A 22,344-nucleotide genomic window follows, 5' to 3' on the forward strand; every position below is an offset into this window, starting at 1 on the left:
AGTGCGGGGCGAATCTGCTACTGTGCCTGTCTGGTGTGATCCTCAAGTAAAGCCTTTCTGGCAGTTCATTGAAAAAATAGATGACGAGGGGCGTCGTCAGGGGGCTTGTGGTCAAGATTGAAAGATGTCTGAGTATGTTAAGGAGTCTCATTCGGGTAATACCTGCCTCACCTTCGATGATTCATCGACTCACAATTGAAAGTCATGTCTTCTCCTAGTGGCGGCTGCAGTGGCGGCTGTAGTGGCGGCTGATGCGGGCGCGACGGCAAGGCTGCTCGGTGAGGGAGGGCTGACTACGATGGTGGCCATGTCCCAGATGCCGACTCCGTCACCTCAGCCCAGCGCCTCCACTCCGATACAGGTCGGTCCACACGAGCTGTCCGTCGTCGGCGTCGTCGCGATCTCCCGGACGGCCGCCTGCACCCGCTACGCAAAGGATGCCGACCGGGCTCCGCGGATGACGGCCCGGGTCGACCTGCTGCGTATGAGCGCCTGGGAGGTCGCCTCCTTCGATCGGGTGGTGGAGCTGGCCGCGACCCACGGCATCGACGCCCTGGGGGCGGCCGAGCGATTCACCGACGTCCTGGGCGACTTCGACGAGCGGCTGCGGCCACTGGACTGGGCCGAGCGCCTGCTCAAGACCTACATCACCTTCGGGCTGCTCATCGACTTCGGGATGGCGCTGAGCGAGTCGTTGGAGGAGCCCTTGCGCAGGGGGCTCGTCCACGAGCTCAGCCAGGACCCGATCAGCACCTACGCCATCGCCGAGCTGGAGGAGGTCATCGCGGCCGACCCGCAGCTGGCCGCCCGGCTGGGGCTGTGGGGGCGGCGCGTCATCGGTGAGGAGATCGGAACCTTCCAGAGGCTCCTGGGGCAGTTCCCCGAGCTCCTCGGACAGATGGCGCAGGAGCAGCTCCACTCAGTGCTGAGCCAGGGGGCGGTCTCGCGCATGAGAGGGCTGGGCCTGAGGGTCTGATCGTCTTCCACCACCCCCGCGCGGCGGAGATGTGAAGTGCCCAACAGTGGAGTAGTGCCCGTGTCGGTGGCGTGACAGGACCCGGGCTGCGTTGGGTAAGGTGTCCGCATCCACATCCTCATCACCCGATGTGAGAGTTGTCGCTTTCACATCCTGAAGGAGTTCCCATGAAGCGAAGCGTATGGATGGCCGCGTCCGCGGCCGTGGCCCTGTCCGTCGTCCCGGTCGGCGCGGCTGCTGCCGAGACGGACCCCGCTCCCGCCGCCGAGCAGGTGGCGCCGCAGGCCGGTGGCGCGAAGGCCGACGCTCCCCAGCCCGACACCCCCTCCCCGGCCGCCCCCAAGCCCGATGGCGACAAGCCTGCCCCCGCCCCGGAGCCTGCTCCGGCCCCCGCCGAGGACGCGGGTAAGGCGGCACCCCAGGCTCCGGCTGCCAACAACACCGCGGCGCAGCAGCAGGAGAACAAGCCGGAGGCTCCGGCTGAGCAGCCCCAGCCGAACCAGGGAGACCAGCAGCAGGGTGATCCTGCCGGTTCTCAGGCCGCTCCCGAGCAGCAGGCCCCGGCCCCCGAGCAGTCCTCTGAGGGTGGCGCCCCTGCGGCTGCCGAGGAGAGCGCCCCCCAGGGCGCCGCGGAGGCTCCCGGTGAGCAGGCCGCTGCGCCCCGCGAGCAGGCTGCCTCTGGCCAGCAGGGCACCGCCACCGCAGGTCGCTCCACCCTCGCCCAGACCGGGGCGGGAACGACCGCGGCTTGGATGGTGCTGGGCACCGGTGCGACAGGCGCCGCCATGCTCATGGCTCGCCGTAGGCTGACCTACTGACACACATCGGTCCTTGACGTTGAGGAGAGGTCTGGCCCATGGATGACCGGATGCTCGACGGGGACAGGGTGCTGTGGTTCATCGGCGGCAGTCCTGAGCGTGCTCAGGAGGCCCTTGCCGCCGGACACGCCTGGACGCCCGAGCAGCGTGCGCAGCTAGAACAGATCGCAGCATCTGCCGGATATTCCCCTCAGCAGCCTGCCGGGTACCCGCCTGCTCAGCAGCAGGTGCCCGTTCAGGAGTCCGCGCCCATGTACGGGGCGCCCACACAGCCAGCGGCCTTTGACGGCGTATTCAGGGGCGACGGCGCTCGTGGCGACACTGTGGACTACGGAGCGGCTCAGCCGACTCAGCCTGCTCAGCAGCCGGCTGCGGTCGCGCCGCTCCAGCCGCAGATGGCGACACCGACGCAGCCTCAGCCGCAGGGCTACAGGCTTCAGCCGTTGCCCGCGGTGACAGAGATGGAGGCGCCGCAGAGCGATGTCTCCCAGTACCCGAGTAGTGCTCCACGTCGCGGTTGGGTCCTCCCGGTCGTAGCGGTCAGTGTGCTCGCCCTCGGGTTGGTCGGGGGTGCCCTGGGAGGGCACTGGCTGTGGCCCGGCAAGGACGCGGCGGCTCCGTCGTCCTCCGCTGCGGCGGCCCCTGCTGCCAGCAAGCCTACGACCCTGCGCGCCGGCAGCGGTTCCTTCGTCTGCTCCTCCGGTGGCACCGGAGTCTCCTGCTGGGGCGCTGACGCCCAGGCCAACACTCAGGGCGCACGTGTCTCGCCGACGGCGGTGCCCGGCCTGGAGAAGGTCAAAGTGTCTGCGCTGAGCGTGGGCAAGGGCTTCGCCGTGGCCGTGGATGACTCGGGCAAGGTCTATGCCTGGGGCGCCAATGAGGTCGGCCAGCTCGGCAAGAAGACTGATGAGGCGCTGGTCAACCAGGCCGTGGAGGTCGGCAAGCTGCCGGCCGCTCCCACCGCGCTCGTCTCCGGTTACGAGCACACCTGTGCGCTCGCCAAGGGCACAGTCTGGTGCTTCGGCTCCAACCGCTACGGGCAGGTCAACGGAACTGTCTCCGACACCCCGTCAGGGTTGGTGCAGGTGGACAAGATCGACGGGGCCACCCAGATCGGCACCTCCGGCTATGACACGTGGGCCACGGTTGACAAGGGGACCTGGACCTGGGGGAACAACTCCTGGGGGCAGGCCGACCCCTCGCAGAGCGTGGTCAACGTGGCTCCGACCCTGATCCCTGCGAGTAGCTGACGCCGGTCTCGGCAACGCAGTAGCGCCCAGCCTCTTGAAGGAGGCTGGGCGCTCGACGTATGTCGCGACGACGCTTACTTGTCGCCCTTGAGGTGGTTGACCGCACCCTTGATGGCGTCCTTGGCGTCCTCGGCGACCTCCTTGATCTTGCCCTCGGCCTGCTGGAGCTTGCCCTCGGTCTCGGTGTCCTTGTTGCCAGTGACCTTGCCCGCGGCCTCCTTGGCCTTGCCGGCGATCCTGTCGAAGGTTCCGTTGTCGCTCATGAGAGCTCCTTTCCGTAGTGAGTCTCCGCGAGGTGGAGACGGGGGGATGGTTCGACTATACATGTGTGCATCTGAGACACAGCCCGATATCCAGTGAGATTTTCTATAGAAATCACTTCAAATGTGTGATATATCCTATTTCTTTGAGGGTGCGGTCGCTCGATTCCTCTCTCCGGCGTCGTTCGCCGCATCTCCAAGCCCGTAGACTTCAGGCATCTCTCCTTCGAGAGCCTCCTGATACCGACACCGAGGTCGATCGCCCATGAGCAGTGCACCCGCGGACGTTCCCGCCGCCACCCGCGTCGAGAACGCCGGTCTTGACGTCATCTCCGAGTCCGATCGCAAGGGACGACCGAGCGATCTCTTCATGCCCTGGTTCGCGGCCAACATCTCCGTGCTGGGACTGTCCTGGGGCGCCTGGGTCCTCGGATTCGGACTGTCCTTCTGGCAGGCGGTCGTTGCCGGCAGCGTCGGTGTCATCGTCTCCTTCCTCCTGTGCGGCGTCGTGGCCGTCCTGGGCAAACGAGGCAGCGCCCCCACCCTGGCGCTGTCCCGAGCTGCCTTCGGCTACAACGGCAACCGCCTGTCCGCGGCCCTGTCCTGGATCCTCACGGTCGGCTGGGAGACCGTCCTGTGCGTTTCCGCCACCCTGGCCTCGGCCACGGTGTTCCAGGCTCTGGGCTGGCACAACCAGGTCGGTGCCCAGATCCTGGGCTTCCTGCTCACCGTCGGCCTGGCCGCCAGCGCCGGCATCCTCGGCTTCGAGGCGATCATGAGGGTCCAGACCTGGATCACCTGGGCCACCGGTGTCCTCACCATCATCTACCTCGTCCTCGTCGCTCCCCAGATCAGCTTCCGCACGCTCCTGGCCCTGCCGTCGGGCGGCCCCGCGGCCTTCATCGGAGCCCTGGTCATGGTGGCCACCGGCTTCGGCCTCGGTTGGGTCAATGCCGCCGCCGACTACTCCCGCTACCTGCCCCGCAAGGCCTCGACAGCCGGCGTCATCGGCTGGACCACGCTGGGATCGGCGCTGCCCTGCGTGGTGCTCGTCTTCTTCGGCATCCTCCTGGTGGGCTCCGACGCCGAGCTCGGCCAGGCCATCAACACCGACCCCATTGGTGCTCTGACCACGATCCTGCCCACGTGGTTCCTCATCCCCTTCGCGATCGTCGCCATCCTCGGGCTGGCCGGCGGCATCATCATGGACCTGTACTCATCGGGCCTGTCGCTCCTGGCGACCGGCCTGCCCGTGCGCCGGCACGTGGCCACCTCCATCGACGCCACCATCATGACCGTGGGCACCATCGCCGTCATCTTCGGTGCCGATGACTTCCTCGGCCCCTTCCAGGGGTTCCTCACCACCCTGGGAGTGGTCATCGCCGCCTGGGCCGGAGTCATGGTCGCCGAGGTCATTCTGCGCAGGCGCGACTACGACGAGGAGGCCCTCTTCACTCCCGACGGCGTCTACGGCTCGGTCAACTGGGAGGCCATCACCCTCGTGGCTGTCGGTTCCGTCGTCGGCTGGGGGCTGGTCGTCAACTCGGCCGCCTCCTGGTTGTCCTGGCAGGGCTACCTGCTCGGGCCTCTCGGGGGTCGCGACGGGGCCTGGGCCGGAGCCAACCTCGGTGTGCTGGTCTCCCTGCTCATCGGTGTGCTCGGGCACCTCGCCCTCGGCCGAGGCCGGGTGGCCCGCCAGGAGGCGCGTTCGTGAACGACCATGCAGCTGTCCTCTCCCTTGAGCCTGAGCGTCTGGAGGCCCTGAGCGCCTCTGCCGGCGCAGAAGGTCCGGGCCCGGCCGTGGAGGGCGCCCATCAGATCGCCCGTCGTACCGGCGCGCCTGGCCACGACCTGCTGGTGGTCCTGGGGTCCGGCGCCGCCGACGCCCTGGTCTCCTGGGGTGAGCCGGCGGCGAGCCTGCACCTGTCCGACCTGCCCGAGGTCATGGTCCCGGTCGCGCCGGGACATGAGGATCGCCTCGACTCCTATGCCGTCGCTCGTGGCCGGAAGGCGGGCGCCCAGGAGGATGGGGGAGAGCGGCGCGTCCTCGTGGCTCGCGGACGGACCCACCTCTACGAGGGGCACGGGCCCGGACCCGTGGTCGCCCTGTCCCGTATCGCGGCCGCTGCCGGCGTACGCGGGGCCGTCCTGGTCAACGCCGGCGGGTGCCTGCGCAGCTGGCACATCGGCGAGGTCATGACGATCACCGACCACCTCAACCTCACCGGCTCCTCACCCTTCGACGGCCCGGTCTTCACTGACGTTCGCAGCGTGTGGGACGACGAGCTCGCTGACGTCCTGCGCGGTGTCACAGAGAGGTCAGGCGTCTATGCCGCTGTGCGCGGGCCGGAGTATCAGACCATGGCGGAGACGCGAATGCTGGAGTCCGCCGGTGCCGACTGCGTGGGCATGTCCACCGTCCTGGAGGCCATCGCCCTGCACCAGCTCGGGGTGCGCGTGGCCGGCATGAGCGTCGTCTCCGACCTGTCCTTCGCGCAGGCGCCCACCGATCCCGACGAGGTCGTCCGCCTCGCGGCCGGCGCGCGCACGACGATCGCCGCCGGCATCGAGGCGGTGCTGGCGGCGATGTCCTGAGCTGCCGACGTCGAGGCGAGTCGCAGGGGCTCGCTCGGGTCAGTTCACGCCCATGAACATGTAGGCGCGCGTCACCTTGCCGTCGACGTCGCGGAAGACGGTGTCGACTCCGCGCCCGACGATGTCGCCGCTTGGGGCGGTCATCGACCAGCGCAGCAAAAGTGCGTCGCCGGACTCCATGCGCTGGTCATAGCTGAAGATCAGGCCCTGACCTGCAATGCGGTCGTTGTGGACGCGGTTGATGTGCTCAGCGATGTCGGCTGTTCCTGTAACGGTCAAGGCGGGTGAGGAGATGTGCAGCGACCCGTGCGGGGCCCACATCTGCTCGATGAGCGCAAGGCGCTGACCGGCGTCGGGCTCAGTCCAGGTACGCAGGTAGCTCGCGTCGAAGTCGGCATCGGTTCGGGTGGTGTCGGTCATGAGTCGTTCCTCTTCTCAGGTTAAGTTGACAATGTCAGCATAACTGGAAAGTTGACTGTGTCAACATGTGAGTAGGCTTGGGTCATGAGCCCTCGTGATCCAGGTCCGACGCGCGCCGCCATCCTCGACGCCGCTGCAACGCTGCTCGAGGACAAGGGACCCGAGGCGGTGACGCTGCGTGCCGTTGGTGAGGCTGCCGGCGTGTCCCGCTCGGCGCCCTATCGTCACTACGCGGACAAGGCTGCGCTCATGCGTGCCTTGGCGGGCCGGACACTGCGGCAGATCGCAGAGCGGATTCGTCACGGTGCGGAGCGGCACCGGGGGGCGCGACAGCGGCTGCGCGCCGGTTGCTGGGCCTACATCGACTACGCAGTCGAGTGCCCCCACCACTACCAGCTGGTCTTCGGGGACGCTCCGATTGCGGAGCCGGACCCCGGGCTGGAGGAGGCCGCTGACGACGCCATGGCCGCCGTCGGCGAGCTCGTTGCCCAGGCTCAGGGGGCCGGGCAGCTACGACCCGGCCCCACCCGTGAGATCGCCACCGTCATCTGGGTTCTGCTTCATGGGCTCGCCGCCCTGCAGATCACCGGTCATCTCCATGAGCCCCGGACCATTGACGGCAATGACCATCTTGCGGATCTGCTGGACCTGGCCCTGGAGCAGCTGCGACCCGTGTGACGCGCCTTCGGCGGTGTTGGCCGGTAGCGATCTGAGACGTGTCTGGGACGCCCGTCCCCGCACGGCGGCGAGCACGAGCGCCTAACCTTGCATCTATGACAACTGATGCAAAGACGCCCAACCAGGCTGTCACGACCCGCACCGAATCCGACTCCATGGGCACCGTCGAGGTGGACGCCAACCGTTACTGGGGGGCCCAGACCGAGCGGAGCCTGCACAACTTCGACATCGGCCGCGAGACCTTCGTGTGGGGCCGCCCCATGATCAAGGCCCTGGGGATTCTCAAGAAGTCCGCCGCCCTGGCCAACGCCGAGCTCGGTGAGCTGCCTGCCGACATCGCCGAGCTCATCGCCAAGGCCGGCGATGAGGTCATCGCCGGTGACCTCGACGCCGAGTTCCCGCTCGTGGTCTTCCAGACCGGCTCGGGCACCCAGTCCAACATGAACTCCAACGAGGTCATCTCCAACCGCGCCATCGAGCTGGCCGGCGGCGAGCGCGGCTCCAAGACCCCGGTCCACCCCAACGACCACGTCAACCGCGGCCAGTCCTCCAACGACACCTTCCCCACGGCCATGCACATCGCCGTCGTCAACGAGCTGGCCGCCATGTACCCGCGCGTCCAGCAGCTGCGCGACACCCTGGACGCCAAGGCCAAGGCCTACGCCGACGTCGTCATGGTGGGCCGCACCCACCTGCAGGACGCCACCCCCATCACCCTGGGGCAGGTCATCAGCGGCTGGGTCGCCCAGATCGACTTCGCCCTCGACGGCATCCGCTACGCCGACTCCCGCGCCCGTGAGCTGGCCATTGGCGGGACCGCCGTCGGCACCGGTCTCAACGCCCACCCGAAGTTCGGGGCCCTGTGCGCCAAGAAGATCTCCGAGGAGACCGGTATCGAGTTCACCCAGGCGGGCAACCTCTTCGCCGCCCTGGGTGCCCACGACGCCCTGGTTCAGGTCTCCGGAGCCCTGCGGGTCCTGGGCGACGCCCTCATGAAGATCGCCAACGACGTGCGCTGGTACGCCTCCGGCCCCCGCAACGGCATCGGCGAGCTCATCATCCCGGAGAACGAGCCCGGCAGCTCGATCATGCCCGGCAAGGTCAACCCCACCCAGTGCGAGGCCATGACCATGGTGGCCACGAAGGTCTTCGGCAACGACGCCACCGTCGGCTTCGCCGGATCCCAGGGCAACTTCCAGCTCAACGTCTTCAAGCCGGTCATGGCCTGGTGCGTCCTGGAGTCCATCCAGCTCCTGGGTGACACCTGCGTCTCCTTCGACACTCACTGCGCCTACGGCATCGAGCCCAACACCGAACGGATCAAGGCCAACCTGGAGACCAACCTCATGCAGGTCACCGCCCTCAACCGCCACATCGGCTACGACAAGGCCTCCAAGATCGCCAAGAACGCGCACCACAAGGGCCTGTCCCTGCGCGAGTCCGCCCTCGAGCTCGGCTTCGTCACCGCCGAGGAGTTCGACAAGTGGGTCGTGCCCATGGACATGACTCACCCCAGCGCCGCTGAGGACTGATTCTCAGGACTGCCCCTCAATCCGACGACGGCGCCGCCCTTCACGCGAGGACGGCGCCGTCGTCGTGCGAGCCGAGCCTGCATCCTGGCGCGCTCGCCACCAGGCGGATGCCGACTCACAGAAGCGGCACAGCCGCGTCCTGGGATCGTCCTTGCCTTAAGGTGATGTGCTAGCCACGTACGCAGACACCCGAGCGAGGCACGCGACTGAGCATGCCGGAGGGAACCACGATGAACCTGCCACGACGCACCATCCTTGCCGCCTTGCCCGCCACCGCGGGACTCCTGGGCCTGGGGGCCTGCTCCACCGGAGGGGCCACCGCCCAGGCCTCCTCCACGGCCTCGTCGCAGGCACCCACCGACGCCAAGCTCGCCCTGGACCGCGCCGCCTGGCGCTACGACGCCGACCACAAGGTCTACTACCAGCTGGGTCTGCGCTACGTGGCCACGCCCCAGGCCTCGGACTATGAGACCCTGGGTATCTACGTGCCCGGTGCCTACTTCACCGGAAAGGACAACGGCAACGGCACCTACACGGTCACCGTCAACGCCTCGGGCGCCGTCGGCAGCTTCACCGCCGCCACCGCCCCCACCGTCGTCCCGGTCAACACCCCGGGATACTCCGCCCAGAAGCCGCCCACCGAGTACTCCTACGACACCATCAAGGCCTACATGGAGGCCGGTTTCATCTACGTCCACGCAGGCCTGCGCGGCAAGGACTCCAACTCCCAGACCTACTCCGGCAACGCGCCCTGGGGCGTTGCCGACCTCAAGGCCGCCGTGCGCTACCGGCGCTACAACTCCGCCGCCGTGCCCGGCGACGCCGCGAAGGTCTACGTCTTCGGGCACAGCGGGGGAGGGGCGCAGAGTGCCGTCGCCGGAGCCTCCGGGGACAGCGAGCTGTTCGCCCCCTACCTGGCCGTCCTGGGGGCCGCCACCACTGACACCAGCGGCAAGGCCCTGTCCGACGCCGTCGCCGGAGCCATGTGCTGGTGCCCGATCACCAGCCTGGACAGCGCCAACGCCGCCTACGAGTGGAACATGGGCCAGTTCGCCTCCTCCGACACCCGGGCCGAGGGCACCTGGACGCGGGCCTACTCCCAGGACCTCGCGGCCGCCTTCCCCGCCTACCTCAACGGGCTGAAGCTCACCGACTCTCAGGGCAAGCCCCTGACCCTGGAGTCCTCCTCCCAGGGCACCTACCTGTCGGGCTCCTACTACGATCACCTCGTGGCGGTCATCCAGAAGTCCCTCAACGACTTCCTGTCGGCCACCACCTTCCCCTACACGCCCTCCTCCACCGAGATGGCGGGGATGGGGCCCGGCGGAGGCGGCGGGACGCCGTCGGGAACCCCACCCAGTGACGGTGGCGGCACGCCCCCCAAGGGCGGGACTCCCGGAGGCGGCAGTCAGGGCAGTGGCGAGTCCACCACCTACAAGACGGTGGAGGAGTACATCGCCTTCCTCAACTCCTCCTCGCAGTGGGTCACCTATGACGCCTCCAAGAAGACTGCGACGATCACTGGCCTGCAGGGCTTCGTCACCTCTCAGAAGAACGCCTCCAAGGACGTGGGGGCCTTCGACGGCGTTGACCGTGCCCAGACCGAGAACCTCGTCATGGGCTCGGGGGAGAATAAGCAGCACTTCTCCTCCCTGAGCCGCGAGGTCATCTCCAAGGGGCAGTCGAGGTACGCGAGCCTGTCAGGCTGGAACAAGGACTACGGCGTCGCCGCCTACGAGAAGGACCTGGCCGCCAAGGACTCGGTCGGTACCGACATGGTCACGCGCGTGGCGATGTACGACCCCCTGTACTACCTCACCCAGGACTCCAAGGGGCGGGGCAGCTCCACCATCGCCCCCGCCTGGCGCATCCGCACCGGCATCACCCAGGGCGACACGGCTTCCACCGTCGAGGTGAACCTCGCCCTGGCGCTCCAGCAGGCCGGAGCCGGCAACGTCGACTTCGCCACCATCTGGGGGCAGGGGCACACGATGGCCGAGCTGACCGGCACCGGCGAGGAGAACTTCATCGCCTGGGTGACCAAGCAGGCGGCCTCCTGATCCCTGAGGTTCCGGAGGATATCCTGGAGCATCCCGGGCTGAGCTGCGCCGCTCCGACCTGGTCGTTCGCCGTTAGTCGCACAGCACGACGTCAACCCCGGCGCCCCGCAGCTCCTCGAGGGCCTCGGGGTCGATCTTGCTTGTTGTCAGCAGCGCGTCGAGGTCCTCGATGCGTCCGAACCGGTAGGTGTTGGTCTGGGTAATCTTGCTCGGTGCGGTCGGTAGAACGCGTCGGGTGGAAGAGGCCATGATGGCGCGCTTGATCATTGCGTCGTCGGACTCCATGGCGGTCAGGCCCTCACGGGTGGATACGGCGCAGGTGGATAGGACCGCGACGTCGGCGCGGAATGCGTGCACCGCCTCGACCGCCTCAGCGGAGAACAGGGAGAGGGACTCCGGATCAACCGGTCCGCCCGCGATGGTCACCGCGGCCCCAGGCACGGATGCCAGCGCCGCGCCGGCGCCCAGCGACAGGCATAGGGCCCGGATATCGCGGCCGGCGAGCTGCTCGGCCACCATCTCGCAGGTAGTCCCGGAGTCGATGATGACCGCTTCTCCGTCCTCAATGAGGTCGGCGGTGGCCTGTGCCAGACGGCGCTTGATCTCCACGTCTTGACCGCGACGCATGGAGACCGGGCGGGCAGCTCCACGCCGCGGTGCACGTAGGGCACCGCCGTGGACCCGGGTTACCAGACCCTCGCGTGCCAACTCGGTCAGGTCCCGGCGAATGGTGATGACTGAGACCCCGGTCAGCCGGGACAGCGCCTGCACGCTGTGGACCGTCGTGGGGCTGAGGGCGCGCAGGATAGTACGGCGCCTCTCGTGGGGACTGTTGGGCATGCTTCCTCCGCATCAACGGCGATGAGGTGATCATTTTGCTGGAGAACGAACAATGACAATGATCGTATGCTCTTCTACCGTTAGTGTCAACGGGTCGGAATTCCGGAGATCCGTTGATTCAATGCTAGAAAATCACTGTCTAGAAGAGTGATCGTACGATCAACTCTGGTTGTCGACAGTGATTTCGCCTCGTCAGGAAAGGAACGATCATGCCGCACCTCGACCACGTTGCCATCTGGGTCGCCGACCTCGATGACGCCCGCGACTTCTACTCCCACTGGTTCGACGGGCATGCCAACGGTCTCTATGAGAACCCGAGGACCGGCCTGCGCACCCACATCCTCCACTTCGCCGAGAGGCCCGCGGACGAGCGGGGAACCCGCCTGGAGATCATGACCCGTCCGGAGCTGGCCGAGGGGCGCGAGACCGCCGGGCTGGGGTGGGCTCATGTCTCCTTCGGCCTGCCGGGACGCGATGACGTCGACCGTCTGGCCTCGTACATGTCCGAGGCCGGCGTGCCGGTCGTCGACGGACCTCGCGAGACCGGCGACGGCTACTATGAGGCCACCGTGCTCGACCCCGAGGGCAACCGTGTCGAGCTCGTTGCCTCGGACTACTCCGACGACGTCGCCCTGCGCCCGGCCTTCTGAGGCGGACAGACCACGAAAGCACTCGGTGATCCCCACCGGAGAGCTGAGTGGCCGCGTCTCTGTACGGTCGCTACACGTCGTGCACCTCGACGGACACGCCTGCCTCCTGCAGACTAGTCAGCGTCTCCGGGTCGATGTTGGTCGTCGTCAGCAGGGTGTCCAGGTCGCTCAGCGCACCGAAGCCGTAGGTGGACGAACGCGTCAGCTTGCGTGGCGGAGCCGGCATGAGACACCGGGATGATGAACCGATGATGGCCGCCTTGAGGACGGCGTCATGATCTTCGGTGCAGGTCAGGCCGCTTTGCGCTGAGACTGCGCAGGCGCCCAGGACGGCCACGTCGGCACGGAAACGGCGCACGGCGTCGACTGCGGTCGTCGTCAGCATCGCCAGCGTGTCGGTCTCGACGATCCCCCCGGGGACAGTGACGACCGGGCCGGGTGCGGAGGCCAGTGTCGCAGCCGCCGACAGCGACAGGCACAGGACCCGGATGTCGCGCCCAACGAGGTTCTCAGCCACCATCTCGCAGGTAGTTCCGTTGTCGATGATGACGCTCTCCCCGTCATCAACGAGTGCTGCTGTGGCTCGGGCCAGCACCCTCTTGGCCCCCAGGTCCTCGCTGCGGCGCAGGGAGATCGGTTGGCTGGCCCCGCGTCGAGGCGCGCGCAGGGCGCCGCCATGAACGCGGGTAATCAGGCCTTCGTGAGCGAGCTCTGCCAGGTCGCGACGGATCGTCACCCCGGAGACGTCGGTGAGTCTCGACAGAGCGTTCACGCTCATGATCGTCGACGTGCTCAGGCTCTTGAGGATCTGACGCTGACGGCTGGTGGGGGAGAAGGTACTCACGGATGATCACTTTACGTCGAAATGAAGATTCTCAATGATCATATGGTCTCCTACAGTAGTGGGTGTCGAAAGAGATCGACACAGAACTCGTTGATACACCAGTGATTTACCAAGGAGATCATCATGATCGGAAATGCTCTCAACCGTGTTGCCAGTGCCGTCGACGCCGCCTACTCCCGGTGGCTGGAGGATGTGCTGGGTCGCACTGCAGGACCTGCGGCAAGCTCCTACGCACAAGGCATTCAGGCCCTGATCAAGGGTGACTTCCGAGTCGATGACGCCGTGTCCCTGGCGGCCTGAGCGCGTCGACTCAGTCCCAGGGCAGACCAACGAGCTTGCCCACGTGACGTCCCGAGGCCATGTCCTCGTGCGCCTGGGCGATGTCTGCCAGAGGGTAGGAGTGGACGGGCAGGAGATCGAGATCGCCTGACTCGATCCGGTCCAGGGTTCGCTGAAGCACCTCCGCTGGCAGGTCCTGGGCCTGGCCGGAGTAGGTGGTCAGGCGCACCCCGTTGGGGATCCAGTCCATCGGGTAGAAGTTGGGAATCGTCCACGAATCCGACAGCATCCCGCAGAAGCACACCGTTCCGTGAACCGCCGTCGCCGCCAGCGAGTCGCGCAGCGTCGGCACCCCGACCAGCTCAAGGACGGCGTGAACCCCACTCGGCTCTGCCTCGCGCAGCCGCGAGGCGACGGCGCCGTCATCCAGGAGCGCTGTGGCGCCTCGTGAGCGCAGCAGTTCCAGCCCGGCCTCACGGCGAGAGGTCGCATAGACCTGGCAGCCCATGTCGGCTGCGAGCGCGGCCGTGGCCAGCCCGAGTGCTGAGGTCCCCCCGCGTACGAGCAGACTCTGCCCCGGTTGGAGATCCAGCCCCGTGGTGAGAGCCCCGTAGGCCGTCTGCAGCGTCTCCGGCACCGAGCCGATGACGTCCCACGGTAGAGCGGAGTGGAAGGTGATGATTTGCGTGCGCGGCACGACGACGTACTGGGCGTAGCCGCCGTCGAAGACCCGTCCCATCTCGCCCATCATCGTGACCGCCTGGGTGCCGGGTTCCAGCGTGCCCTCGGGGTCCAGGTCGATGACCCCGGAGGCCTCGATCCCCAGGACGCGAGGGAAGGTCATCCCCTCAGCCATGCCGTGCACGGAGTGGTACTCGCTGCGGTTGAGGCCGAAGGCCATGACCTTCAGGCGTACCCAGCCTTCCGGCGGAGTCGGCACCGGGAGCTCGACGACGCGGAGGTTGTCGATACTCCCCGGCTCGCTGAGTCGAGCCGCCATCATGGTTGGGGGAGTGGCAGGCATAGCAGTGTTGATCGGGCTTGGCATGTTCGTACCTCCGGTGGGCAGATGGTGGCTCCCTGGGTGTTTGCTTGCAATCCTGCACCAATCATCTTGGGAAAGGCCGTCACCTGGCAGATCGGTAGGTGACGGCTGGTACGGTTGCGATACGACATCGGGACGCGCCGCCCCAGAGGCCATGAGAGGACACCCGGCACCCGCAATGAGCAGCACCATTACCTTCGATGCCGTTACCAAGTCGTATCCGGCCGGGAGGGGCACCGAATCAGGTTCTCCTGCCGTCGACTCCTTCACGGCCCGCATCGAGGCCGGCACCACCACTGTCCTGCTGGGATCGTCCGGCTGTGGCAAGACGACCCTGCTGCGCATGGTCAACCGCATGGTGGAGCCCTCCAGCGGACGGGTCCTCATCGATGACGAGGACGTCGCCACCCGCGATGCCGTGGCTCTGCGTCGCTCCATCGGCTACGTCATGCAGAACGCGGGGCTGCTGCCGCACCGGCGCGTCATCGACAACATCACCCTGGTCCCCAGTCTTCAAGGCGTAGGGCGCCATGAGTCCCGGCAGCGGGCGCTCGAGCTCATGGACATGCTGGGCCTTGACCGCGACCTGGCCGGGCGCTACCCCCACCAGCTCTCCGGCGGCCAGGCTCAGCGGGTCGGTGTGGCCCGGGCGCTGGCTGCCGACCCCGAGGTGCTCCTCATGGACGAGCCCTTCGGCGCCGTCGACCCGCTCGTGCGCCGCGACCTCCAGCGCGAGATGGTCCGCATCCAGGCCGAGCTGGGTAAGACCATCATCTTCGTCACCCACGACGTTGACGAGGCCCTGGCCCTGGGCGACGAGATCATCCTCCTGCGCGAAGGGGCCCAGGTCGCCCAGCGCGGCAGCGGCCCCCAGCTGATGGCCGACCCGGCCGACGACTTCGTCGCCCGCTTCCTCGGCCTCGACGACGCCGCCCGTCAGCTTCGGCTCACGGACGTCGCCGAGTCCCGGATCGTCCTGGACCGGGCCGGCCGCGCCGTCGGGCGCCTGGCCGACGAAGTCTCCACGGAGGCGGAGGAGCGGGCATGAGCTGGGTCCTGGCCAACCTGCCCACCATCGCCGGGCACCTGCTGGCCCACCTTCTCCAGGCGGTTCCCGCGATCATCGCCTCCTTCGTCCTGGCGATCCCCATCGCCCGGCTGGCCCGCGTGGCCCGCCCGTTGCGCGCCGTGCTCGTGACCGGCTCCTCGCTGCTCTACGCCGTGCCGTCCCTCGCCCTGTTCGTCGTCCTTCCCATCATCCTGGCCACCGGCATCCGCGACCCGCTCAACGTCATCGTGGCCCTGACTCTCTACGGGCTGGCGCTCCTGGTGCCGGCCACCGCCGACGCGCTCGACGCCGTTGACGCCCGCGTCCTGGATGCCGCCACCGCCATGGGCATGGGGCGCCTGCGCTGCTTCCTCACCGTCGAGCTGCCGCTGGCGGGACCCGCCATCCTCACAGGCCTGCGCGTGGTGACGGTCTCGACGATCTCACTGACCACTGTCGGGGCGGTCCTCGGTGTGCGCAGTCTCGGCTGGCTGTTCACCGACGGCTTCCAGCGCGGCATCACTGCGGAGATCGTTACCGGCCTGGCGGCCACCGCGGCCCTGGCACTCGTCTTGGACGGGCTCGTCCTCGCGCTGGGGCGGCTGTGCCTGCCCTGGACCTGGAAGCGCGCCGAAGCCGGCGCAGCCGTCTCGCAGAACCAGGAGGGCACGGCGTGAGGTTCGTCCTGGCCGCACTGGCCTACATCGCCGATCCCACTCACTGGAGCGGGGCCATGGGGGTCGGCCCACTGCTGGTCCAGCACGTCCTCTACTCCCTGGCCGGTGTCCTCATCGCCGCTCTTATCGGGGTCCCCGCCGGCTGGTGGGTGGGGCACACCGGACGCGGGCGCACCTGGGTGCAGCCGCTCAGCGGCGCGGCCCGCTCCCTGCCCACCCTCGGCCTCATCACGCTGTTCGGCCTCGTGCTCGGGGTCGGCCTGAGCGCCCCCATGATCGCCTTCGTCATCCTGGCCCTGCCCAGTGTCCTGGCCGGAGCCATGAGCGGGGTGCGGGCAGCCTCCACCATGGCCGTCGACGGCGCCCGGGCCAGCGGCATGAGCGAGCTGCAGGTGCTGGGCCGGGTCGAGATCCCCCTGGGGGCGCCGCTGCTCGTCGGCGGGCTGCGCTCAGCCTGCCTCCAGGTCATCTCCACCGCCACACTGGCCGCCTACACCGGCGCCGGCGGGCTCGGCCGACTCATGTTCCTGGGCCTCAAGACCCAGGACTACGTCATGATGCTCGCCTCCGCGCTCCTGGTCATCGCCCTGGCCCTGGCCTCCGAGGCCGTCTTCGCCCTCATCCAGTGGGGGGTCACGCCCCCGGATGCCCGGCAGCACCGGAAGGAATCAGCATGACCGCACCGTCCAACCCGCGCCCCGGCAAGCAGCTGACGCGACGCGGCCTGCTGGCCGGCATCGGCGCGACCACCGGCCTGCTCGCCCTGAGCGCCTGCTCCGACACCGACCCCTTCGCCGTCGACCAAGCCTCGGGGGGCTACTCCGGCGGCCCGATCATCATCGGCAGCCAGCAGTACTACTCCAACGAGATCATCGCCGAGCTCTACGCCCAGATGATGGAGAAGACGGGCCTGAGCGTCACCCGCCAGTACCAGATCGGCCAGCGGGAGGTCTACCTGCCCGAGCTCGAGGCCGGCAAGATCCACGTCATCCCCGAGTACGGCGGCAACCTGCTGGAGTACTACAGCAAAACCTCCGCCTCGGGCAGCCCCACCGCCGCGACCGCCTCCCGCACCGCCAGCGATACCGCCTCCATCCAGGATACCCTGCTGAGGATCCTGCCGCACTCGCTGACCGTCCTGAACCCGGCCGAGGCGACGGACCAGGACTCCCTGACCGTCACCAAGGCCACCGCCCAGGCCCACTCCCTGACCTCCATCGGCGACCTGGCCTCACTGGGGCGGCCCGTCACGATCGCCGCGAACTCGGAGTTCGCCACCCGTCCCTACGGTCCCAAGGGCCTCAAGGCCGTCTACGGCGTCGACGCCTCCGTCACGCCGGTGGAGGACTCCGGTGGGCCCCTGACCGTCAAGGCCCTCACCGACGGCACCGTCGACGTCGCCGACATCTACTCCTCCGATCCCGCCATCGGGGTCAAGGACCTCGTCATCCTCTCCGACCCCCAGATGCTGATCCTCCCGCAGAACGTCACCCCGCTGGTCTCCGCCTCACTGCCGGCCATCGCGGCCACCGCCATCAACCGGGTCTCGGCCCTGCTGACCCCCGACGAGCTGCGCTCCCTCAACCAGCGCTCCACCGGCGAGAAGCTCAGCTCCAAGACCATCGCCACCGACTGGCTCACCTCCAAGAAGCTGCTCTGAGCGACGAGAGGCCCGCGGTGCTCGGCGTGTCAGTGATGGCAGAGAGCGTGCGGACAACCGCATGTGATCTCTTGTATACAGTCACTCTCTTTTGGAAAGTGATTGTGTGTGAGAGAGTTTAGTTGTTCGTCCACCAACAACACTAAGGAGCTCTCATGTCTGTCCCCTCTATCTCCGTCATCGGCGCCGGCAACATCGGATCGGCGGTCGCAGGTCTGGCGGTCAAGGCCGGTGCCAGCACTCAGGTCCTGGTGCGCGACACCTCCAAGGCCTCCAACCTCTCGGGCGTCGACGTGGCCGAGATCGGTTCGCCCCTGACCGGTGACATCGTCGTCCTCGCCCTGCCCTACGCCGCCATTGACGACGTCATCGCCACCTACGGCGCGCAGGCCTTCGCCGGCAAGGTCGTCGTCGACCCGACCAACCCCCTTGACTTCACCACCCTCGACTCGCTCGTACCGGCCGGTAGCTCTGCGGCCGCCGAGCTCGCCGTGAGGCTCCCGGGCGCCCAGGTGGTCAAGGCCTTCAACACCGTCTTCGCCGCCGTCCTGGCGAGCGGCACCATCGGCGCTCGCCCGGCCACTGTCCTGGCCGCCTCCGACTCTGCGGAGGCCAAGACGAGCCTGCGCTCGTTCGTCGAGGCCGCCGGACTGACGTGGGCCGACGCCGGCGAGCTCAAGCGGGCGGAGCGTCTGGAGGCACTCGGGGCGCTGAACATCGCCCTGGGCGTCACGGAGCAGGTCGCTTGGACCGGGGGCCTCGCCGTCGTATCCGAGTAAGGCGCCCGGTTGGCAGGTAGCCTGTCGTCCGTGTCCGTCGTCGGTCGTCCATACTCGTGGGCGACCGACGACGGGCTGATGACCAAGCACCTGAGGAGACAATGTGGCTGATACCGAGCAGCCGACCGGCATGCAGAAGGCGGGGGAGATGGCGCCCAACCCCTATAACCGCAGCTGTCCTTCACGCCGTCTGCTCAAGTCGCTCGGCGACCTGTGGACCGTGCTCGTCGTCGGGGCGCTTCACGAAGCGGGCCAGCCACAGCGCTTCAAGGAGATATCGACCCGCGTCGACGGTATCTCCACCAAGATGCTCACCCAGACCCTCAGGGGCCTTGAGCGCGATGGACTCATTGAGCGCCATCAGTACCCGGAGATCCCACCGCGAGTGACCTACGAGCTCACTGACTCAGGTAAGGGGCTGGCGGAGGCGCTCGCTCACGTTGAGGCCTGGGCCACCGAGCACCTCGGCGCTGTCAGCCAGGCCCGGGCGCGCTACGACGCCGACCACTGAGTATCCGCTGAGACGCTCACCGAGGGCGTTTCGAGCGCGTCTACAGGTGCCGCCAGGTCTCCACGCGCCAGCGCGCGTCCCCGGACACAGGGCGCCACCGGCCCTGCGGGTCGGAGAGGGCCGGATCGATGGCCCACTGCTGAGTGCTGATCCCCGGCGCGCGCACGAGCGCCGAGTCGGGCAGGCCGCGCTCGCGGGCCCGCTTACTGGCGTCCAGGTCCAGGACGCTGACGACGAGCACATCGGGCAGGCCATCAGCCAGCGCCTGCTCGTAGACGCTCCCGCCACCGATGACCCACAGGCGGGGCAGCCCCGCAGCATCCCCCTCACGAGGATCGTGCCCCAGCTCAGCGGCCAGGCCCCGCGCCGCCAGCGAGAGCCCCTCGCGCAGCGAGCCGGCGCGGATCGCCCCCTCGGCCCGCCAGGAGCGGTCACGGGTGAGAACCACATTGCGCCGCCCGGGCAGGGGCCCTCCCAGTGAGTCCCAGGTGGTGCGCCCCATGACCAGCCCGCAGCCCATGGTCGTGGCCTTGAAATGGGCGAAGTCCGCCGGCACGCGCCACAGCATGCTGCCGTCGGCCCCCAGGGCGCCAGTGACGTCCTGGGCCCAGATCATCCCCAGGCCGCTCATACCGCGACCGGGGCCTTGATCGTGGGGTGGTGCTCGTAGCCCTGGGAGGCGTCGATGTCGTCCATGTCGTAGGCGTCGATGGACTCGGCCCGCTCCAGACGCAGCGTGGGGAAGGGATGGGCGCTGGGCACCCGGGAGAGCTGGGTGCGGGCCTGCTCGACGTGGTTGTCGTAGATGTGGCAGTCCCCGCCGGTCCAGATGAGCTCACCGGGCTCCAGGTCCGCCTGCTGGGCGAGCATGTGGGCCAGCAGCGCATAGGAGGCGATGTTGAAGGGCACCCCCAGGAACAGGTCGGCACTGCGCTGGTAGATCTGCAGGCTCAGGCGGCCATCGGCCACGTAGCACTGGAAGAAGGCGTGGCAGGGGGCCAGCGCCATGGAACCCAGCTCGGAGACGTTCCAGGCCGACACCAGCATGCGCCGCGAGTCCGGGTCGGTGCGCAGCGTGTCGATGAGCCCGGCGATCTGGTCGATCGCGCCCCCGTCCCGGGTGGGCCAGGAGCGCCACTGCGAGCCGTAGACCGGCCCCAGCTCACCGGAGTCATCGGCCCACTCGTCCCAGATGGTGATGCCCCGCTCCTGGAGCCAGCGCACGTTCGTCTCCCCGCGCAAGAACCACAGCAGCTCACCCTTGACGGCCTTCATGGCCACGAACTTCGTGGTGATGCGCGGGAAGCCGCGGCGCAGGTCGTAGCGCAGCTGGCGGGCGAAGAGTGAACGCGTCCCGGTGCCGGTACGGTCGGACTTCGCGGTCCCGTTGGCCAGGACGTCGGCCAGGAGGTTCTCGTAGGCGACGTCGACGTCTGGCGGGGGGAGGAGCCCCATCTGCGCCAGCGCCGGGTACTGGGCGGCCGACGGCGACGGCTTGCTCTGGCTGCTGGCTGCGCTCATGCTTCGATCACCTCGATATGGGAACTGTCGACGACGTAGCCGCCCACAGCGAGCTCGGGTCCCAGGGCCGCCTGCGCCCCCTCGATGACTTGGTTGGCCAGCGCCCGGCCCCCCTTCCATCCGATGGCGGCCCCGATCCCGAAGGGGAGGAGACGCCCCAGCGCCAGTGCGCCGCCCTTGGCGGCCGAGTGCTTGGCCATCCGCTTGATGAGGCGGGCGTTGATCGACTTCACCGACGGCAGGGGCATCTGCATGAGCAGCTGAGCCGCCCAGAACATCGAGGACAGGCCCAGCTGGCCCTGAACCGCCTCGGATCCCTCCTTTCCCAGGAGGGCGGAGAGGACCAGGGCTCGACGGCGCTCGGTGTCGACGACGTGGACCCCTTGGATCTCCGCGACAGTCAGGATGTAGGTGACGGCCGAGGCAATGAAGGCGGCGCTCTGTCCCACTGTCAGGGCGGCGGCCGCGCCCGTACCGATGGCGGGAATGGCCGCGGAGGCCCCGACCGCTCCCGATGACAGCCCCGCGTCCCTCCGGAAACGGGCACCGGCCATCTCGACGAGCTCGGCGGCGTCTGCCCCGGGACGGTCTCGGCGCATCCGTGCGACGCGCTCCTCGATGAGGGCGGCCGGGATGGCGATCGCCTTGTCGAGGGCTCGCTCCAGCGCGGTGGGGCGCCCAGATCGGGAGGTGTTCAACGGTGGTCTCCTTGCCTGAGTGACACAGGGGGAATCGGGGAGAGCGGCCGGTTCAGCGGATGGGGCGCTGAGCGCTCAGTCCTCGTTGGGGTCGACGATCGTCGTCGTGTAGGAAGCGCCGTGCTCGATGGTGTGGCCCACCGTGCAGTGGCGGTCGACGGCGCCGGCGACCCGCTGGCTGAGCAGCTCGCGCTGCTCGGCGTCGAGCGAGGACAGGTCGGTGACAATCTCGACCTGGAAGGACTCGTAGCGCTCCTCGGCGTCGTTCTTGACGGTCGAGCAGCCCACGGTGGCCTCGAAGTCCTCGCCCAGGGCCTTGGCCAGACGGTGGTCGGCAGACAGGGTGTTGCAGGTGGCCAGGGCGATCTTCATCAGCTCACCGGGAGAGAACTCGCCCGGGCCCATGCCGATGCGGACCTCGGCGCCCGAGGAGTTGCGGCCGATGTACTGGCGGGTGCCCGCGCGCTCGGCCCACACGGCGTTAGGGGCGGAGGCGGCTGTGCTGGAAGTGCTCATGGCCTGATCGTGCCATGAAATCGGACGAGACTCGGCGGCGGAACCGGCGTACAGCCCCGTGCTGCGCCACTGGCGGACAGCGGCGCAGCACGGGAATAACAGCCCTGGGCAACGTAGCGCACAGTCAGTGATCGAGGTGAGTGATCGAGACGCGGATCAGTGCTCGGCGAGCCAGGTGGTGGCCCGGCTCTCCTCATCGGCGACGACGCGCCCCACCATGCCCATGGCCTTCTCCTCGATGGTCTTGCCGACCAGCGGCACGGTGACCTTGAGGTCGACGTCGACGGTGACGGTGGTGGCCTCACCGGCGGCGTCCGCGGCGGGGGCCATGGTGGAGGTGGCACTGACCCTGACCGGGGCGTTCTTGACCGTCACGTCATAGCCGCCGGAGCGAGAGCCGTCATCCTTCGGCTCGCCCCAGGACTCAGCCACGGAGAAGGACACCGCCGAGCGCACGAACCGCGAGGCGACCGAGGGCAGCTGGGAGGGCTGGATGCTCCCGGCGATGGTGGCCACGAAACCCTGACCGCGCTGGGCGACGTCCACCGAGGTGTTGTCGAGCCCGGCTCGCGAGACCCGCGCCTGTTGGTAGGCGGGATCGGCGAGCATCTGCGCAGTGCGTGCCGGAGTTGCAGGATAGGTGATGGTGATGGTCTTCCTCATGGTGCGATCCTGTCATGTTTCGCC

General features: G+C 68.1%; 26 protein-coding genes. 16 read left to right on the forward strand and 10 right to left on the reverse strand.

Annotated features, from left to right (window positions below):
• Nucleotides 1–298: 298 nt before the first annotated feature.
• The 3 genes from BKH20_RS08445 to BKH20_RS08455 all read left to right on the forward strand — a co-directional run bounded on the left by BKH20_RS08445 (nucleotide 299) and on the right by BKH20_RS08455 (nucleotide 3,044).
• Complete coding sequence (locus BKH20_RS08445) at nucleotides 299–976, forward strand: ferritin-like fold-containing protein (RefSeq protein WP_075390689.1); 678 nt, start codon at nucleotides 299–301, stop codon at nucleotides 974–976.
• A 167-nt stretch (nucleotides 977–1,143) separates the two neighbouring features.
• Nucleotides 1,144–1,794, forward strand: coding sequence for a peptidase (locus tag BKH20_RS08450; RefSeq protein WP_075390690.1), 651 nt, complete (start codon nucleotides 1,144–1,146; stop codon nucleotides 1,792–1,794).
• Nucleotides 1,795–1,832: 38 nt separating this feature from the next.
• A complete protein-coding gene (locus BKH20_RS08455; protein WP_075390691.1) occupies nucleotides 1,833–3,044 on the forward strand; it encodes an RCC1 domain-containing protein in 1,212 nt (403 codons plus the stop codon).
• 74 nt (nucleotides 3,045–3,118) lie between these two features.
• Here the strand turns inward: BKH20_RS08455 and BKH20_RS08460 are convergent, their stop codons facing one another.
• Nucleotides 3,119–3,307, reverse strand: coding sequence for a CsbD family protein (locus BKH20_RS08460; protein WP_075254120.1), 189 nt, complete (start codon nucleotides 3,305–3,307; stop codon nucleotides 3,119–3,121).
• A gap of 262 nt (nucleotides 3,308–3,569) precedes the next feature.
• On the opposite strand from BKH20_RS08460, the gene BKH20_RS08465 reads away from it, so the two are divergent.
• Nucleotides 3,570–5,018, forward strand: a complete 1,449-nt coding sequence (locus tag BKH20_RS08465; RefSeq protein ID WP_075390692.1) for a purine-cytosine permease family protein — start codon at nucleotides 3,570–3,572, stop codon at nucleotides 5,016–5,018.
• Nucleotides 5,015–5,899: a purine-nucleoside phosphorylase gene (locus BKH20_RS08470; RefSeq protein WP_075390693.1), complete on the forward strand. Its 885-nt coding sequence runs from the start codon at nucleotides 5,015–5,017 to the stop codon at nucleotides 5,897–5,899. The genes BKH20_RS08465 and BKH20_RS08470 overlap by 4 nt, the downstream gene beginning before the upstream one ends.
• Before the next feature lie 39 nt (nucleotides 5,900–5,938).
• Here BKH20_RS08470 and BKH20_RS08475 read toward each other — a convergent pair whose 3' ends face one another.
• On the reverse strand, nucleotides 5,939–6,319 hold the full coding sequence (locus BKH20_RS08475; protein ID WP_075390694.1) for a nuclear transport factor 2 family protein: 381 nt from the start codon (nucleotides 6,317–6,319) through the stop codon (nucleotides 5,939–5,941).
• An 84-nt stretch (nucleotides 6,320–6,403) separates the two neighbouring features.
• On the opposite strand from BKH20_RS08475, the gene BKH20_RS08480 reads away from it, so the two are divergent.
• From BKH20_RS08480 to BKH20_RS08490, 3 genes are all read left to right on the forward strand, one after another.
• Entirely contained in the window at nucleotides 6,404–6,997 is a 594-nt protein-coding gene (locus BKH20_RS08480) for a TetR/AcrR family transcriptional regulator (protein WP_075390695.1), read from the forward strand.
• 95 nt (nucleotides 6,998–7,092) lie between these two features.
• The gene (gene fumC / locus BKH20_RS08485; protein ID WP_075390696.1) at nucleotides 7,093–8,529 is read left to right on the forward strand and encodes a class II fumarate hydratase; all 1,437 of its coding nucleotides are present in this window, start codon (nucleotides 7,093–7,095) and stop codon (nucleotides 8,527–8,529) included.
• 230 nt (nucleotides 8,530–8,759) lie between these two features.
• Nucleotides 8,760–10,589, forward strand: a complete 1,830-nt coding sequence (locus BKH20_RS08490) for a subtype A tannase (RefSeq protein WP_075390697.1) — start codon at nucleotides 8,760–8,762, stop codon at nucleotides 10,587–10,589.
• A gap of 72 nt (nucleotides 10,590–10,661) precedes the next feature.
• On the opposite strand, the gene BKH20_RS08495 is transcribed toward BKH20_RS08490, so the two are convergent.
• The gene (locus BKH20_RS08495) at nucleotides 10,662–11,429 is read right to left on the reverse strand and encodes a DeoR/GlpR family DNA-binding transcription regulator (protein ID WP_075390698.1); all 768 of its coding nucleotides are present in this window, start codon (nucleotides 11,427–11,429) and stop codon (nucleotides 10,662–10,664) included.
• Between the two features lie 209 nt (nucleotides 11,430–11,638).
• Between BKH20_RS08495 and BKH20_RS08500 the strand changes: the two genes are divergently transcribed.
• Entirely contained in the window at nucleotides 11,639–12,079 is a 441-nt protein-coding gene (locus BKH20_RS08500) for a VOC family protein (protein ID WP_075390699.1), read from the forward strand.
• A 70-nt stretch (nucleotides 12,080–12,149) separates the two neighbouring features.
• On the opposite strand, the gene BKH20_RS08505 is transcribed toward BKH20_RS08500, so the two are convergent.
• The gene (locus tag BKH20_RS08505; RefSeq protein ID WP_075390700.1) at nucleotides 12,150–12,923 is read right to left on the reverse strand and encodes a DeoR/GlpR family DNA-binding transcription regulator; all 774 of its coding nucleotides are present in this window, start codon (nucleotides 12,921–12,923) and stop codon (nucleotides 12,150–12,152) included.
• 123 nt (nucleotides 12,924–13,046) lie between these two features.
• On the opposite strand from BKH20_RS08505, the gene BKH20_RS08510 reads away from it, so the two are divergent.
• Nucleotides 13,047–13,223, forward strand: a complete 177-nt coding sequence (locus BKH20_RS08510; RefSeq protein WP_256693105.1) for a hypothetical protein — start codon at nucleotides 13,047–13,049, stop codon at nucleotides 13,221–13,223.
• A gap of 10 nt (nucleotides 13,224–13,233) precedes the next feature.
• Here BKH20_RS08510 and BKH20_RS08515 read toward each other — a convergent pair whose 3' ends face one another.
• Nucleotides 13,234–14,226 carry a zinc-binding dehydrogenase gene (locus BKH20_RS08515; RefSeq protein WP_143224971.1) on the reverse strand — a complete coding sequence of 331 codons (993 nt, stop codon included), beginning with the start codon at nucleotides 14,224–14,226 and terminating at the stop codon, nucleotides 13,234–13,236.
• A gap of 199 nt (nucleotides 14,227–14,425) precedes the next feature.
• Between BKH20_RS08515 and BKH20_RS08520 the strand changes: the two genes are divergently transcribed.
• The 6 genes from BKH20_RS08520 (at nucleotide 14,426) to BKH20_RS08545 (ending at nucleotide 18,922) form a co-directional block, all read left to right on the forward strand.
• Entirely contained in the window at nucleotides 14,426–15,295 is an 870-nt protein-coding gene (locus BKH20_RS08520) for an ABC transporter ATP-binding protein (RefSeq protein WP_075390701.1), read from the forward strand.
• Nucleotides 15,292–15,972: an ABC transporter permease gene (locus BKH20_RS08525; protein ID WP_075390702.1), complete on the forward strand. Its 681-nt coding sequence runs from the start codon at nucleotides 15,292–15,294 to the stop codon at nucleotides 15,970–15,972. Before BKH20_RS08520 ends, BKH20_RS08525 begins: the two co-directional genes overlap by 4 nt.
• On the forward strand, nucleotides 15,969–16,649 hold the full coding sequence (locus tag BKH20_RS08530) for an ABC transporter permease (protein WP_075390703.1): 681 nt from the start codon (nucleotides 15,969–15,971) through the stop codon (nucleotides 16,647–16,649). Before BKH20_RS08525 ends, BKH20_RS08530 begins: the two co-directional genes overlap by 4 nt.
• Nucleotides 16,646–17,632, forward strand: a complete 987-nt coding sequence (locus tag BKH20_RS08535) for an ABC transporter substrate-binding protein (protein ID WP_075390704.1) — start codon at nucleotides 16,646–16,648, stop codon at nucleotides 17,630–17,632. Before BKH20_RS08530 ends, BKH20_RS08535 begins: the two co-directional genes overlap by 4 nt.
• Nucleotides 17,633–17,787: 155 nt before the next feature.
• Entirely contained in the window at nucleotides 17,788–18,411 is a 624-nt protein-coding gene (locus BKH20_RS08540) for an NADPH-dependent F420 reductase (RefSeq protein WP_075390705.1), read from the forward strand.
• A 103-nt stretch (nucleotides 18,412–18,514) separates the two neighbouring features.
• Nucleotides 18,515–18,922 carry a winged helix-turn-helix transcriptional regulator gene (locus BKH20_RS08545; protein WP_081381664.1) on the forward strand — a complete coding sequence of 136 codons (408 nt, stop codon included), beginning with the start codon at nucleotides 18,515–18,517 and terminating at the stop codon, nucleotides 18,920–18,922.
• 40 nt (nucleotides 18,923–18,962) lie between these two features.
• Here the strand turns inward: BKH20_RS08545 and BKH20_RS08550 are convergent, their stop codons facing one another.
• From BKH20_RS08550 to BKH20_RS08570, 5 genes are all read right to left on the reverse strand, one after another.
• Nucleotides 18,963–19,553 carry a dihydrofolate reductase gene (locus tag BKH20_RS08550; RefSeq protein WP_075390706.1) on the reverse strand — a complete coding sequence of 197 codons (591 nt, stop codon included), beginning with the start codon at nucleotides 19,551–19,553 and terminating at the stop codon, nucleotides 18,963–18,965.
• Entirely contained in the window at nucleotides 19,550–20,443 is an 894-nt protein-coding gene (locus BKH20_RS08555; protein ID WP_075390707.1) for a thymidylate synthase, read from the reverse strand. The genes BKH20_RS08550 and BKH20_RS08555 overlap by 4 nt, the downstream gene beginning before the upstream one ends.
• Nucleotides 20,440–21,141, reverse strand: coding sequence for a hypothetical protein (locus BKH20_RS08560; protein WP_075390708.1), 702 nt, complete (start codon nucleotides 21,139–21,141; stop codon nucleotides 20,440–20,442). The genes BKH20_RS08555 and BKH20_RS08560 overlap by 4 nt, the downstream gene beginning before the upstream one ends.
• A 75-nt stretch (nucleotides 21,142–21,216) precedes the next feature.
• The gene (locus tag BKH20_RS08565) at nucleotides 21,217–21,657 is read right to left on the reverse strand and encodes an OsmC family protein (protein ID WP_075390709.1); all 441 of its coding nucleotides are present in this window, start codon (nucleotides 21,655–21,657) and stop codon (nucleotides 21,217–21,219) included.
• A 156-nt stretch (nucleotides 21,658–21,813) separates the two neighbouring features.
• Nucleotides 21,814–22,320, reverse strand: coding sequence for a DUF2505 domain-containing protein (locus BKH20_RS08570; protein ID WP_075390710.1), 507 nt, complete (start codon nucleotides 22,318–22,320; stop codon nucleotides 21,814–21,816).
• Between the last annotated feature and the right edge of the window lie 24 nt (nucleotides 22,321–22,344).

This window comes from Actinomyces oris, from assembly GCF_001937445.1.
Lineage (GTDB): Bacteria > Actinomycetota > Actinomycetes > Actinomycetales > Actinomycetaceae > Actinomyces > Actinomyces acetigenes.

Bases quoted from the DNA above. Each gene is read 5' to 3' on its own strand.
- BKH20_RS08445 (WP_075390689.1), top strand. From the start codon at position 299: ATGGTGGCCATGTCCCAGATGCCGACTCCGTCACCTCAGCCCAGCGCC.
- BKH20_RS08450 (WP_075390690.1), top strand. From the start codon at position 1,144: ATGAAGCGAAGCGTATGGATGGCCGCGTCCGCGGCCGTGGCCCTGTCC.
- BKH20_RS08455 (WP_075390691.1), top strand. From the start codon at position 1,833: ATGGATGACCGGATGCTCGACGGGGACAGGGTGCTGTGGTTCATCGGC.
- BKH20_RS08460 (WP_075254120.1), bottom strand. From the start codon at position 3,307: ATGAGCGACAACGGAACCTTCGACAGGATCGCCGGCAAGGCCAAGGAG.
- BKH20_RS08465 (WP_075390692.1), top strand. From the start codon at position 3,570: ATGAGCAGTGCACCCGCGGACGTTCCCGCCGCCACCCGCGTCGAGAAC.
- BKH20_RS08475 (WP_075390694.1), bottom strand. From the start codon at position 6,319: ATGACCGACACCACCCGAACCGATGCCGACTTCGACGCGAGCTACCTG.
- BKH20_RS08480 (WP_075390695.1), top strand. From the start codon at position 6,404: ATGAGCCCTCGTGATCCAGGTCCGACGCGCGCCGCCATCCTCGACGCC.
- fumC (WP_075390696.1), top strand. From the start codon at position 7,093: ATGACAACTGATGCAAAGACGCCCAACCAGGCTGTCACGACCCGCACC.
- BKH20_RS08490 (WP_075390697.1), top strand. From the start codon at position 8,760: ATGAACCTGCCACGACGCACCATCCTTGCCGCCTTGCCCGCCACCGCG.
- BKH20_RS08495 (WP_075390698.1), bottom strand. From the start codon at position 11,429: ATGCCCAACAGTCCCCACGAGAGGCGCCGTACTATCCTGCGCGCCCTC.
- BKH20_RS08500 (WP_075390699.1), top strand. From the start codon at position 11,639: ATGCCGCACCTCGACCACGTTGCCATCTGGGTCGCCGACCTCGATGAC.
- BKH20_RS08510 (WP_256693105.1), top strand. From the start codon at position 13,047: ATGATCGGAAATGCTCTCAACCGTGTTGCCAGTGCCGTCGACGCCGCC.
- BKH20_RS08515 (WP_143224971.1), bottom strand. From the start codon at position 14,226: ATGCCTGCCACTCCCCCAACCATGATGGCGGCTCGACTCAGCGAGCCG.
- BKH20_RS08520 (WP_075390701.1), top strand. From the start codon at position 14,426: ATGAGCAGCACCATTACCTTCGATGCCGTTACCAAGTCGTATCCGGCC.
- BKH20_RS08525 (WP_075390702.1), top strand. From the start codon at position 15,292: ATGAGCTGGGTCCTGGCCAACCTGCCCACCATCGCCGGGCACCTGCTG.
- BKH20_RS08535 (WP_075390704.1), top strand. From the start codon at position 16,646: ATGACCGCACCGTCCAACCCGCGCCCCGGCAAGCAGCTGACGCGACGC.
- BKH20_RS08540 (WP_075390705.1), top strand. From the start codon at position 17,788: ATGTCTGTCCCCTCTATCTCCGTCATCGGCGCCGGCAACATCGGATCG.
- BKH20_RS08550 (WP_075390706.1), bottom strand. From the start codon at position 19,553: ATGAGCGGCCTGGGGATGATCTGGGCCCAGGACGTCACTGGCGCCCTG.
- BKH20_RS08555 (WP_075390707.1), bottom strand. From the start codon at position 20,443: ATGAGCGCAGCCAGCAGCCAGAGCAAGCCGTCGCCGTCGGCCGCCCAG.
- BKH20_RS08565 (WP_075390709.1), bottom strand. From the start codon at position 21,657: ATGAGCACTTCCAGCACAGCCGCCTCCGCCCCTAACGCCGTGTGGGCC.
- BKH20_RS08570 (WP_075390710.1), bottom strand. From the start codon at position 22,320: ATGAGGAAGACCATCACCATCACCTATCCTGCAACTCCGGCACGCACT.